13 protein-coding genes are annotated in these 12,611 nt (G+C 60.9%); 7 read left to right on the top strand and 6 right to left on the bottom strand.

Annotated elements, in window-relative coordinates:
- The first annotated feature begins 123 nt into the window (after window positions 1–123).
- From BLW22_RS21495 to BLW22_RS21485, 3 genes are read left to right on the top strand one after another with little or no spacing between them, the layout of a single operon-like run.
- Window positions 124–1,245, top strand: a complete 1,122-nt coding sequence (locus tag BLW22_RS21495; protein WP_074847439.1) for a beta-ketoacyl-ACP synthase III — start codon at window positions 124–126, stop codon at window positions 1,243–1,245.
- A gap of 17 nt (window positions 1,246–1,262) precedes the next feature.
- Window positions 1,263–1,877 (top strand): RNA polymerase sigma factor, encoded by a 615-nt coding sequence (locus BLW22_RS21490; RefSeq protein WP_027603751.1) that lies wholly within the window; start codon window positions 1,263–1,265, stop codon window positions 1,875–1,877.
- Complete coding sequence (locus tag BLW22_RS21485; protein WP_027603752.1) at window positions 1,871–2,116, top strand: anti-sigma factor family protein; 246 nt, start codon at window positions 1,871–1,873, stop codon at window positions 2,114–2,116. The genes BLW22_RS21490 and BLW22_RS21485 overlap by 7 nt, the downstream gene beginning before the upstream one ends.
- Before the next feature lie 107 nt (window positions 2,117–2,223).
- On the opposite strand, the gene BLW22_RS21480 is transcribed toward BLW22_RS21485, so the two are convergent.
- Entirely contained in the window at window positions 2,224–3,567 is a 1,344-nt protein-coding gene (locus BLW22_RS21480) for a putative porin (RefSeq protein ID WP_027603753.1), read from the bottom strand.
- A 283-nt stretch (window positions 3,568–3,850) separates the two neighbouring features.
- Between BLW22_RS21480 and BLW22_RS21475 the strand changes: the two genes are divergently transcribed.
- Window positions 3,851–4,975 carry a GNAT family N-acetyltransferase gene (locus BLW22_RS21475; RefSeq protein WP_074847438.1) on the top strand — a complete coding sequence of 375 codons (1,125 nt, stop codon included), beginning with the start codon at window positions 3,851–3,853 and terminating at the stop codon, window positions 4,973–4,975.
- A 157-nt stretch (window positions 4,976–5,132) separates the two neighbouring features.
- On the opposite strand, the gene aqpZ is transcribed toward BLW22_RS21475, so the two are convergent.
- The 5 genes from aqpZ to BLW22_RS21450 form a co-directional block, all read right to left on the bottom strand.
- The gene (gene aqpZ, locus BLW22_RS21470) at window positions 5,133–5,834 is read right to left on the bottom strand and encodes an aquaporin Z (protein ID WP_065946862.1); all 702 of its coding nucleotides are present in this window, start codon (window positions 5,832–5,834) and stop codon (window positions 5,133–5,135) included.
- 315 nt (window positions 5,835–6,149) lie between these two features.
- Window positions 6,150–7,982: an ABC transporter ATP-binding protein gene (locus BLW22_RS21465; RefSeq protein ID WP_074847437.1), complete on the bottom strand. Its 1,833-nt coding sequence runs from the start codon at window positions 7,980–7,982 to the stop codon at window positions 6,150–6,152.
- 82 nt (window positions 7,983–8,064) lie between these two features.
- A complete protein-coding gene (locus tag BLW22_RS21460) occupies window positions 8,065–8,628 on the bottom strand; it encodes a peptidylprolyl isomerase (RefSeq protein ID WP_027603757.1) in 564 nt (187 codons plus the stop codon).
- 3 nt (window positions 8,629–8,631) lie between these two features.
- A complete protein-coding gene (locus tag BLW22_RS21455; RefSeq protein WP_074847436.1) occupies window positions 8,632–9,435 on the bottom strand; it encodes an alpha/beta fold hydrolase in 804 nt (267 codons plus the stop codon).
- Window positions 9,436–9,449: 14 nt separating this feature from the next.
- Window positions 9,450–10,373 carry a PA3225 family LysR-type transcriptional regulator gene (locus tag BLW22_RS21450; protein ID WP_058425360.1) on the bottom strand — a complete coding sequence of 308 codons (924 nt, stop codon included), beginning with the start codon at window positions 10,371–10,373 and terminating at the stop codon, window positions 9,450–9,452.
- Between the two features lie 49 nt (window positions 10,374–10,422).
- On the opposite strand from BLW22_RS21450, the gene BLW22_RS21445 reads away from it, so the two are divergent.
- The 3 genes from BLW22_RS21445 (at window position 10,423) to BLW22_RS21435 (ending at window position 12,578) form a co-directional block, all read left to right on the top strand.
- The gene (locus BLW22_RS21445; protein WP_027603760.1) at window positions 10,423–10,737 is read left to right on the top strand and encodes a hypothetical protein; all 315 of its coding nucleotides are present in this window, start codon (window positions 10,423–10,425) and stop codon (window positions 10,735–10,737) included.
- A gap of 151 nt (window positions 10,738–10,888) precedes the next feature.
- Window positions 10,889–11,491 (top strand): FMN-dependent NADH-azoreductase, encoded by a 603-nt coding sequence (locus BLW22_RS21440; RefSeq protein ID WP_065924713.1) that lies wholly within the window; start codon window positions 10,889–10,891, stop codon window positions 11,489–11,491.
- A gap of 211 nt (window positions 11,492–11,702) precedes the next feature.
- Complete coding sequence (locus BLW22_RS21435; protein WP_027603762.1) at window positions 11,703–12,578, top strand: carboxylate/amino acid/amine transporter; 876 nt, start codon at window positions 11,703–11,705, stop codon at window positions 12,576–12,578.
- The last annotated feature ends 33 nt before the right edge of the window (window positions 12,579–12,611 follow it).

Raw genomic sequence — 12,611 nt, 5'->3', positions numbered from 1 at the left:
TGTAGCCACGGCGCGATGGAATAAAGCGATGCCAGTTTGATGTCCGCTGGGCGGAATAGAACTACTTACGGTTTGGTACGTCGGTACCAATATCATCTGCCTGACAGATTTAGAGGAACGATCGTGCATAACGTCGTCATCAGCGGCACTGGCCTTTACACCCCTGCCAACAGCATCAGCAACGAAGAACTGGTGCAGTCTTTCAATGCTTACGTGCACCAGTTCAACTCGGACAACGCCGCTGCCATCGAGCGCGGTGAAGTCCAGGCGCTGACGGAGTCGAGCGCTGCGTTCATCGAAAAAGCCTCGGGCATCAAGAGCCGCTTTGTGATGGACAAGGAGGGCATTCTTGACCCGCAGCGCATGGCGCCGCGCCTGCCCGAGCGCAGCAATGACGAGTGGTCCGTGCTTTGCCAGATGGCCATCGGTGCCGCCGAGCAGGCCCTGCAGCGCGCCGGCAAGACCGCCGCCGACATCGATGGTGTGATCGTCGCCTGTTCCAACCTGCAACGTGCCTACCCGGCCATCGCCATCGAAGTCCAGGAAGCCCTTGGCATCGCAGGCTTCGGTTTCGACATGAACGTGGCGTGTTCCTCGGCGACCTTCGGTATCCAGAACGCCGCCAACAGCATCCAGCTGGGCCAGGCCCGGGCGATCCTGATGGTCAACCCTGAAGTCTGCACCGGCCACTTGAACTTCCGCGACCGCGACAGTCACTTTATCTTCGGCGACGCCGCCACGGCCGTCGTCCTCGAGCGCGCCGACCTGGCGACCTCCGCGCATCAGTTCGACGTGGTGAGCACCAAGCTGCTGACCAAGTTCTCCAATAACATCCGCAACAACTTCGGTTTCCTCAACCGCGCGGCGGAAGAGGGCATCGGTGCGCCCGACAAGCTGTTCGTGCAGGAAGGCCGCAAAGTCTTCCGCGACGTGTGCCCGATGGTCGCCGAACTGATCGGCGTGCACCTGGAAGAGAACCAGTTGAACGTGGCCGATGTGAAGCGCTTCTGGCTGCACCAGGCCAACCTGAGCATGAACCACCTGATTGTGAAGAAACTGCTGGGCCGCGAAGCCACGGTGGAAGAAGCACCGGTGATCCTCGATACTTACGCCAACACCAGCTCGGCGGGTTCGGTGATTGCATTCCACATCTACCAGGACGATCTGCCCAAGGGCGCCGTCGCGGTACTCAGTTCGTTTGGCGCAGGCTATTCGATCGGTAGCGTGATCCTGCGCAAGCGTTAAGACAATCGAGGTCTTGAATGGCAGCAGCGGACGACGCGCACCTGCTTGAACGACTGCTCAAGGGCGAGCAACGGGCCTACAAGGAATTGGTCACCACGTACCAAAGCGCAATGCGGGCGGTGGCGTATGCCATCGCCGGCCAGCGGCATGCCGACGAAGTGGTGCAGGACGCCTGGCTGTCGGTGGTGCGCAACCTGGCCAAATTCGAAGGGCGTTCCAGCCTCAAGACCTGGCTGCTGACCATCACTGCCAACGCCGCCAAGGGGCGCTATAAGCAGAATCGCCGGGAAGTGCTGCTCGACGATTTGCCTTCGCCCCACGGCACCATCGGCGATGATCGATTCTCCCCCGATGATGGCCACTGGGCCGTCGCCCCGTATGCCTGGCACCAGGACACCCCGGAAGCCTTGCTGACCGAGGATGAGCTGCGCAAGTGCCTGGAGCACACGTTGCTGAGTTTGTCCGAACTGCAAAGCAGCGTGCTGGTGCTGCGTGAACGCCAGGGCCTGGAACTGGAGGAGATCTGTAATCTTCTGACGCTCTCACTCTCCAATGTCCGCGTGCTGTTGCATCGAGCACGGCTTAAAGTCTTCGCCACGGTGGAGCATTTTGAGGAAACGGGCGAATGTTGACCTGTAAAGAACAAGTGGCACGTTCCAGTGACTATCTCGATGGGCAATTGACCTTTCGCGAACGTCTGCTGGTGCGTCATCACTTGATGTTCTGCCCCAACTGCCGACGGTTTATCCGCCAGATGCGCCTGCTGCAGGCGACGTTGCGGATGCTGCCGCAGGAACCGGTGAAGGATGTGGATGCCTTGGCGCAGCGGCTGGCTGCCGAGCGGCTCAAGGATCAGAAAGGCGGGGAATAAGCAGGCTCGCGTGGGGCGATCGGACGGATGATGGGGACCGATCCACCCACGCAAGTCTGGTACAGCCACCTCGGGCCGTCCTGGCCCGAGGTCTTGAACACTTATCTTTAGAACTTGGCTTCTGCATCCAGCTGGAAGGTGTTGGCTTTGGCGCTACCGTCCACCAGCGTGCGGCTGTAGGTGTCGGTCTTGGTCAGGAAGTAGGTCGCGCCGACGGCGAAGTTCTTGTCGATGTCATAGCCGACTTTGAACTTGTGACCACGGGAACCGGTGAAGCCGCCGCCGAAGTCCGAATCGGTGAAGGCCCCCACCACGGCGTTTTTCTGCACGTCGCGATAGTTGTAGTCCAGGTTGAAACCGAACACCTTGGACTTGGCACCCAGCAACCAGGCCGTGTCCGCATCGTCGATTGCGTCGTTGTTTTTCACGTACTGACCGTAGAACGACAGAGGCACCGCCAGGCCGCCGATATCGACTTGACCGAAGCCTTCATACAGGCGGAACTCGCCGTTGGGGGTGTTGCCGTTGGTGGCCAGCACGTTCGGGGTGCTGGTGCCTGAGGCACGGCTGTCTTCATCGTTCTGGTAGGCGTAGACGCTGCCGCCCAGGGTCATTTTCAGGTTGTCGGTCACCGAGAAGCGGGTCCCCAACTGGCCGGTGGTCAGGCGCAGGTCATGGCGGTACTGCACGCCGTCACCGTCCACGTTGTCCTTGAGGTTGTAGTTACCCAGGCTGCCGAACAGCTCGGCGCTGCCGCCCAGTGGGTACTTGTAGGTGAGTGCCAGGCCTTCCGGGTTGATGTCGCTATCCCAGATCACATCGCCCATGTTGACCCAGGGCTGCAGCATTTTGCCGCCAATGATGTGCAGGTTTTTGATCTGGTCAGGGTGGTAGTCGATATAGCCGAGGTCCAGCCAGATCGATTTTTTATCGAAGTAGCCGTCCAGGTCCTGGTTGGTGGAGCGCGCATCGCTGCCGCCGCCGGTGGCGATACGAATACCGGTGTCCACCTGCGGGTTGATTTCGGTGTAGGCGCCGAGGCGTGCGCGGATCCGTTCGCGGTCCTTGTCACGACCGGTGACGCCGGCGCGGGTAACGCCATTTTCGCCTTCGACCTTGATGGTCTCGTGGCGCATGCGCACATCACCCTTGAACTGAGTCTTGGCGGCCCAGGCCAGTTTCTGGTCGAAGCTGCTCAGCTCGTTGGTTTTCTTCGCGGTGGCCGCGATCTGTTCGTTGGTCTCTTGTTGAGCTTGCCGTGCGATCTGCTGTTCTTTCTGGTCTTTGGCCAACTCGTTTTGCAGTTCGGTGTACTGCGAAGCGGTGATTTGGCCGTTGGCCTTGAGCATGTCGAGCAATTTAGCGTCGACTGCAGCGCTGGCCGGAACGCTCAGGGCCAGTAACAGGCCCCCGCACAGGGCCGCTGCAGTTTTAGTGGAAGCAAGACGCATATCAATCTCCGAAAGTGAGGAGGGATGGCAAACCATCCAGGACACAACCGACCGATGACGGACGGAAAAGTAACCACCTGATAGAACCAGGCGCTCTAAAAACAGGCGTCAGTATCACGATCGTTTATGACGGCGCAGTGGCGAAGTGATGTCATGTAGATGACAAATTATTTAAGAATGGAACTATTGATTTAGAGCCTTGTCGGGCGATTCGGGGGTGTGCCCGGACCTGCGATAAGCGATACTCGCGAGGTTTTCATGCCATGACGTAGTGAGGATGCCAATGCCGCTGCAACGCCTGGACAGCCTGTCCGAAATCGCCCCGCAGGCCTGGGACGCACTGGTGCCGGACGCCCAGCCTTTTGTGCGGCACGCCTTCCTCAGCGCGCTGGAAGACAGTGCCAGCCTGGGCCCTCAAGCGGGCTGGCAACCGGAGCATTTGTTACATTGGGAAGGCGACCGACTGGTGGCGGCATTGCCCAGTTATCGCAAATGGCATTCCTACGGCGAGTACGTGTTCGACCATGGTTGGGCCGATGCCTGCGAGCGTGCGGGCATTGATTACTACCCCAAGCTGCTGACGGCCGTACCATTCAGCCCGGTCAGCGGCCCCCGCTTGTTGGCGGCCAGCGTCGACGATGGTTTCGAACTGCTGAAGAGCCTGCCGGGCTACCTGGAAATCGAAGGGCTCTCCAGTGCCCATATCAACTTCACCGACGGCTTGGCCGATGAGGCGTTAGCCCAACAACCGGGTTGGTTGCAGCGCCTGGGTTGTCAGTTTCACTGGCAGAATCGCGGCTACCGTGACTTCCAGGATTTCCTCGACGCCCTCAGTTCCCGCAAACGCAAACAGATGCGCAAGGAGCGCGAACAAGTGGCGGGGCAGGGCATCGACTTCGAATGGTTGCAAGGCCACGAGCTGAACGAGGCGCAGTGGGATTTTGTCTACGCCTGCTACGCCAATACCTACGCAGTACGCCGCCAGGCACCGTACTTGACCCGCGCGTTTTTCAGCCTGCTGGCCGAGCGCATGCCCGAGGCGATCCGTGTGGTGCTGGCCAGGCAAGGCACGCGACCGGTGGCCATGGCCTTCAGCCTGATCGGTGGCGACAGCTTCTACGGCCGCTACTGGGGTTGCCTGGCGGAGTTTGACCGGCTGCATTTTGAAACCTGCTTCTACCAGGGCATGGACTACGCCATCGCTCATGGCCTGCAACGCTTCGACGCCGGCGCTCAGGGCGAGCACAAATTGATTCGCGGGTTCGAGCCGGTGATCACCCGGTCGTGGCACTACCTGCGCCACCCCGGGTTGAAGAATGCCGTGGAGGATTTCCTCGAGCGCGAGCGGGTGGGGATTGTGGCGTATGCCGAAGAGGCGAGGGCGGCGCTGCCCTATCGACAAGCCTAAACCGCCCCCACCCTGCTACGGGGGTGAGGTCTTGATGGGGGGCTCGTAGCAGCTGTCGAGCCCCGGCGAGGCTGCGTTGGCCGCGACTCGAGCCTGAATCGGCAGCGCGCCTGACGCAGCCTCGCTTGCGCTCGGCAGCTGCTACGGGGGTTGCGTTTCAGCCCGGCTCCTCCTTGCCCAGCCATCGATAGACCACACCGCCCACCACCGCACCGAGGATCGGCGCGAGCCAGAACATCCACAACTGCTGGATCGCCCACCCGCCCACGATCAATGCCGGGCCGGTACTGCGGGCCGGGTTGACCGAGGTGTTGGTCACGGGGATGGAGATCAGGTGGATCAAGGTGAGGGCCAGGCCAATGGCGATGGGCGCGAGGCCCTTCGGGGCACGGTGGTCGGTGGCGCCGAGGATGATCAGCACGAACATGGCTGTCATCACCAGCTCGCAGACAAACCCCGCTGCCATTGAATAGCCGCCCGGCGAATGCTCGCCATAGCCGTTGGAGGCCAGCCCACCGGCCAGTTCAAAGCCCGGCCTGCCGCTGGCGATGAAGTACAACAATGCGGCGGCGACCACCCCGCCGACGACTTGGGCCACGATGTACGCCGGTAACTCCCTGGCCGGAAACCTCCCGCCCACTACCAGCCCCACCGATACCGCCGGGTTGAGGTGACAACCGCTGATATGCCCGATGGCCACCGCCATGGTCAGCACCGTGAGCCCGAACGCCAGGGCCACGCCCAGCAATCCGATCCCGACTGCGGGAAACGCGGCGGCCAACACCGCACTCCCGCAACCACCCAACACCAGCCAAAACGTTCCCAACCCCTCTGTGACTGAACGCTTGAACAAAGACATGCAGCACGTCCTTGATAGATCGCTCTACCCAATCAGTAAATCAGTGATGCTCCCTGCAGATTTACTTCAGCGCCCGTCTGGGCACTGCACTGAGTACAGCACGGTTTTTACACAAATCCAGGCCACCAAATGTGAGAGGGGGCTTGCCAGTCAGTTAAGGCTTTTTGTAGGAGCGAGCTTGCTCGCGAAAAACTCACAGGCGCCGCGTTCATTCAGGAAGCACGCGTTATCGTTGACGTTTTTCGCGAGCAAGCTCGCTCCTACAGGAGGCGATGTACGCTTGCCCCCCTCACATTATTTTAAACGGTGTTTGCTTCAGTCGATGCCGACAAACCCTCCGGTCTGGTGCTGCCACAAGCGTGCATACAAACCGCCATGGGCCAGCAGTTCGGCATGGCTGCCCGTCTCGGCAATCTGGCCTTTCTCCAGCACCACCAGGCGGTCCATCCGCGCGATGGTCGACAACCGGTGCGCAATCGCAATCACCGTCTTGCCTTGCATCAGGGTCTCCAGGCTCTCCTGGATCGCCGCCTCCACTTCCGAGTCCAGCGCCGAGGTGGCTTCGTCCATGATCAGGATCGGCGCATCCTTGAGCAGTACACGGGCGATAGCGATACGTTGACGCTGCCCACCGGAGAGTTTCACCCCGCGTTCGCCGACGTGGGCATCCAGCCCGGTACGGCCTTCCGAGTCCGACAGCAGCGGGATGAACTCGTCGGCACGCGCCTTGTGCACGGCGGCCCAGAGTTGTTCGTCGGTGGCGTCCGGCTTGCCGTACAGCAGGTTGTCGCGGATCGAGCGGTGCAGCAGCGAGGTGTCCTGGGTGATCATGCCGATCTGTTCGCGCAGGGTTTCCTGGGCCACTTCGGCGATGTTCTGGCCGTCGATCAGGATCCGCCCGCCTTGCAGGTCGTAGAGGCGCAGCAGCAGGTTGACCAGGGTCGACTTGCCCGCGCCGGACGGGCCGATCAGGCCGATCTTTTCACCGGCCTGGATGTTCAGGTTCAAGCCGCCAATGATCCCGCTCTGCTTGCCGTAGTGGAAATCCACCTGCTCGAAGCGTACTTCGCCATGGGGCACTGTCAGGCGCGGGGCGTTGTCGCGGTCGACCACGGCCAGGGGTTGGGCAATGGTCTTGAGGCCGTCCTGCACGATGCCGATATTTTCGAAAATGCCGTTGACCACCCACATGATCCAGCCGGACATGTTGACGATGCGAATCACCAGGCCAGTGGCCAGGGCGATGGCGCCCACGGAAATCAGCGACTGGGTCCACAACCACAGGGCCAGGCCGGTGGTGGTGACGATCAGCAGGCCGTTGAGGACGGTGATGACCGCATCCATGCTGGTGAGCACGCGTGCCGCCAGCTGGGTTTTTTCGGTTTGCTCAATGATCGCTTCCTTGGCGTATTCCTGCTCATTCTGGGTATGGGCGAACAGCTTCAAGGTGGTGATGTTGGTGTAGCCGTCGACGATGCGCCCCATGAGTTTGGAACGGGCTTCGGAAGAAATCACCGAACGCTCTTTCACCCGCGGTACGAAGTAACGCAATGCCAGGCAGTAACAAATGATCCAGGTGATCAACGGAATCATCAGTCGCCAGTCGGCCTCGGCAAACAGCACCAGGGAGGTGATGGCGTAGATCGACACGTGCCAGATGGCTTCCGCTGTTGCCACCGCAGAGTCACGCAAGGAGTTGCCGGTTTGCATGATGCGCTGGGCAATGCGCCCGGCGAAATCGTTCTGGAAGAAATTCAGGCTCTGCTTGAGCACATAGCTGTGGTTCTGCCAGCGGATCAGGCTGGTCATGCCGGGGTTGATGGTCTGGTGCACCAGCAAGTCGTGCAGGCCATTGAAAATCGGGCGCAGCAGCAGGGCGACCACGGCCATCCAGATCAGCTCGGTGCTGTGGATCTGGAAGAAGTCGGCGGGCGGTGTGCCCTGGGCCAGGTCGATGATACGGCTCAGGTAGCTGAACAGCGCGACTTCGATCAGCGCACCGACCAGGCCCACCACCAGCAGTGCGGCAAAACAGGGCCACACCTGGCGCAGGTAGTAGAGGTAGAAGGGCAGGACTTTGTCGGGAGGGGCGGCGCTGGGAGCGTCGCGGAAAATATCGATCAGTTGTTCAAAACGACGATAGAGCATTAGGGTTGACGCCCGCCTGGCGGGCTCTCCTTTCAAATGCGCGCGCGGCCTTGTGGGCCGTGCGCGGAGTTTCCTGCAGACTTCAGTCGATGCGCTTGGCCGACTTGATCAGGACAGGATCGATTGGCACGTTCTGCATGCCTTGCTTGGTGGTGGTCTGGGAGTTGACGATGATATCGACCACATCCATGCCCTTGACCACTTTGGCGAACACCGCATAACCGGCATCGCGACCCGGGTCGAGGAAGGCGTTGTCAGCCACGTTGATGAAGAACTGGCTGGTGGCCGAATCCGGGTTCGAGGTGCGGGCCATCGACAGCGTGCCACGCACGTTATGCAGGCCATTGCTGGCTTCGTTCTTGATCGGCGCTTCGGTCGGCTTTTGCGACATCTGCTGGGTGAACCCGCCACCCTGGACCATGAAGCCCGGGATCACGCGGTGGAAGATCGTGTTGGTGTAGAAGCCTTTGTCGACATAGGCGAGGAAATTCTTGGTACTGATCGGCGCCTTGACCGGGTCCAGTTCGATTTCAATGTCGCCGTTGGTGGTGGAGATCAATACGTGTGGCGCCTTGGAAGGCTCGGCGGCCATCAGGTTGGCAGCGAACAGAACGGAACCGGCAAAAAAGGCGATTTTTTTCAGCATGGGTCAGTGATCCTGGGTAGTGGTTTCGACTGTCTCTAGAAAATCGAGCAGGGTGGTATTAAAGACTTCGGGTTGGTCCAAGGGCGTGGCATGGCGGGAATCCTCGATCACCACCAGTCGCGCATCGGGCAGCAGTTTTACATAGTTTTCTTTCTGGGCCACGGGGGTGTAGTCGTGGTCGGCGCTGATGACCAGGGTTGGACAGGTAATCCTCGAAAGTCGTTCCTGTACGCCCCAGCCCACAATCGCATCGAAGCTGGCGAGATAAGCACGTTTGTCGTTTTTTGCCCAGCGTTCGGCCATCTTGCGGCGCAGGTCGGCCTGTGCCGGTTTTGGGAACAGCCGGTCGCCGAGTGCCTTGCCGATGGTGGCGAGGCTGAGCACACGGGCGAGCGTCCAGCGCCTGGCCCACCACCAGTACTCCTGGGCACTGCGTACCTTGACCTGTGGCGCGCTGTTGACGATGCACAGGCTCTTGACCCGGCCGGGTTCGTCCACCGCCAGTTGGAAGGCGATCATGCCGCCCATGGACAAACCCACCACATGGGTGGGCGGCAGATCCAGGTGCTCGATCAGGGCGACCAGGTCGTAGGTGAACCCTTCGATGCTATAGCGCTCCCGAGGCTTGTCCGAGCGCCCATGGCCGCGCACATCCACCACAATCAGGCGGTAGTGGCGGCCCAGCGCTGGCACCTGCAGTTCCCAATCCTGGCTGCTGGAGCCCAGGCCGTGGATCAGGATCAGCGGCGTGCCGTGGCCGTACTCCTCATAGTGCAGGCTGCAGCCTTCATGGTCGAACCAGGCCATGCATGAACTCCGTTTCAGGCTTGCCGGGGGGCGGCGAAAGGCGCGTCCAGGGGGGCGGTGTCAAAGGTGCGCAGCAGCTCCACGAGGATCTGCGTCGCCGGCCCCAAGGGTTTGTCCTTGTTTGAATACAGGTAGAACGTGGGGTGGCGGCTGCCGCCCTGTTCCAAGGGTAGCTGCTTGAGCACGCCTTCGGCGAGTTCACGCTCGATCATGTGCCGTGGCAGCCAGGCAAAACCCAGGCCGCTGCCGACAAACGCGGCGGCGGTGGCCAGGCTGCCGACGGTCCAGCGTTGTTCGGCGCCGAGCCAGCCTACATCCCGGGGTTGCTGGCGGCCGGAGTCGCGGATCACCACCTGCATCTGGCTTTCCAGGTCCTGGAAGCTCAGTTCGCGGTTCATGCGGTGCAAGGCGTGCTCGGGGTGGGCCACGGCGACGAACTCCACGTCGCTCATTTCGGTGCCCAGGTAGCCGGGGATGCTGAAGCCGCAAATCGCCAGGTCGGCCACGCCTTCCATCAACAGCTCTTCGACGCCGGACAGCACCTCTTCACGCAAACGCACCCGGCAACCACGGCTCTGCGGCATGAACGCGGTGAGTGCGCGTACCAGGCGCGCGTTGGGGTAGGCCGCATCGACGACCAGCCGCACTTCGGCTTCCCAGCCCTGTTCCATATGGTGGGCGAGGTCTTCCAGCTGGCTGGCGTTTTTCACCAGTTGCCGGGAGCGGCGCAGCAGCACTTCACCGGCGTCGGTGAGTACCGCCTTGCGCCCGTCGATGCGCAGCAGCGGCACGCCGAGTTGGTCTTGCATACGGGCCACGGTGTAGCTCACCGAGGACTGCGAACGGTGCAGCGCTTCCGCTGCCTGGGCGAAGCCGCCGTGGTCGACGACGGCTTGCAGCGTGCGCCATTGATCGAGGGTAACGCGGGGCGCTTTCAAGATGTGTTCCTCTTGTCCTAAGCTGGCGGTCCCTATTGGAGACTGCCGAATGAGAAAATTCTGTTGTGTGTTGCTGACGCTGCTGCCGATGAGCGCGTTTGCCTACCCCATCGACGTGACGAAAAAGATCGACGGCGTGAGCATCGATTACACCGCCTCCGACGTGGACGGCGATATCAGCTCGATCCAGCTGAATAACTACGGCACCCAGGACGCCGTGTGTTCGGTAACGTTCACCAACGGCCCGGAATCGCCGCGTCGTCGCACGGTTACGGTGCCGGCGGGGAAAAGCACCAACACCACGGTCAAGTTCAACCGCGCCATTATCAAGATGCGTATCGCGTTGGCCTGCGCGCCGAAATAACACAGCAGCGGAGCATGCCCATCGGGATACTCCGCTTATAAACAAATTTATAGATGGGTTATAGCAGTTTTTTGCGCTTTTTTATCGAATTGGCTCTGTCTAATCTCCACTCCATCGACTTACAGCAATTACAGATGGAGCCTACGAAGCCATGTCCAATGTTCTGATCATCGAAAGCAGCGCCCGCCAGCAGGATTCGATCTCCCGCCAACTGACCCAGCAGTTCATCAGCCAATGGCAGGCCGCCCACCCGATGGACCGGATCACGGTACGTGACGTGGCGCTCAACCCGGTTCCGCACCTGGACGCCAACCTGCTCGGCGGCTGGATGAAACCGGCGGATCAGCGCAACGGTAACGAACAGGCTTCCCTCGACCGCTCCAACGAGTTGACCGACGAACTGCTGGCCGCCGACGTGCTGGTGATGGCCGCACCGATGTACAACTTCGCCATCCCCAGCACCCTCAAGGCCTGGCTGGATCACGTGTTGCGGGCGGGTGTGACCTTCAAGTACACCCCCACCGGGCCGCAAGGTTTGTTGACCGGCAAGCGTGCCATTGTGTTGACCGCGCGGGGTGGCATCCACACCGGCGCCAGTTCCGATCACCAGGAACCGTACCTGCGCCAGGTCATGGCCTTTATCGGCATCCACGATGTCACTTTCATTCACGCCGAAGGGGTGAACCTGAGCGGGGACTTCCAGGAAAAGGGCATCAACCACGCCAAGGCCCAGCTGGTACAGCTCGTGGCATGAGGTGGTTGATCCTTTAATCGTCAGATAATCGCGCGGTGTTTATATCGCTCCACGCCAACCCTTCAAGTACGCGTACGAACCTCCCTTTGCACTTGTTGCTCCTGAGTGCTCCTGCCCGACTGCCGCTTTAGCGAGGTCGGGTTTTTTTTGCCCCGAGTTTCTTCAATCGCCGAAAACCTTTAATGTCCCGCCCATTCGATGCGAGGCGCACATGGGCTATCTACTGGTTGTCACCCTGATTCAGGCATTTTCCTTCAGCTTGATCGGCGAATACCTCGCCGGTCACGTCGACAGCTACTTCGCGGTGCTGGTGCGTGTCGTGCTGGCTGGGCTGGTCTTTATCCCGCTGACCCGCTGGCGCTCGGTCGAACCTGCCTTTATGCGCGGCCTGCTGGTGATCGGCGCGCTGCAGTTTGGCGTGACCTATGTGTGCCTGTACCTGAGCTTTCGTGTGCTCACGGTGCCGGAGGTGCTGCTGTTCACCATTCTCACGCCGTTACACGTGACCCTGATCGAGGATGCGCTCAACCGGCGCTTCAACCCGTGGGCACTGGTTGCTGCCCTGGTGGCAGTGGCGGGGGCGGCGGTGATTCGCTTCGACCAGATCACCCCGCACTTCCTGATGGGCTTCCTGCTGCTGCAACTGGCTAACTTCACCTACGCCGCCGGGCAAGTGATGTACAAGCACCTGGTGGCACGCTACCCGAGTGACCTGCCGCACTACCGGCGTTTCGGTTATTTCTACCTCGGTGCGTTGCTGGTGGTGTTGCCGGCGTTCCTGTTGTTCGGTAAGGCCGATTTCCTGCCGCAAGCGCCGCTGCAATGGGGTGTCTTGCTGTTCCTCGGGCTGGTCAGCACTGCCCTTGGCATTTATTGGTGGAACAAAGGCGCCTGCCTGGTGCATGGCGGAACCCTGGCGGTGATGAACAACCTGCATGTGCCGGTAGGATTGTTGCTGAACCTGCTGATCTGGAACCAGCACGAGCCGCTGGGTCGCCTGGCCTTGGGTGGCCTGGTGATCCTGGGGGCGGTGTGGATAAGTCGATTGGGCGTAAAGCCCGCGCCTGGCGTACAGTCTGCGACGTGATCGGTCGAAGGCAAGCGTGAGCGGCAATGAAAG

Origin of the sequence: Pseudomonas marginalis, from assembly GCF_900105325.1 — a bacterium.
Taxonomy (GTDB): domain Bacteria; phylum Pseudomonadota; class Gammaproteobacteria; order Pseudomonadales; family Pseudomonadaceae; genus Aquipseudomonas; species Aquipseudomonas marginalis.
This window is presented reverse-complemented; position numbering and strand designations above follow the sequence as displayed.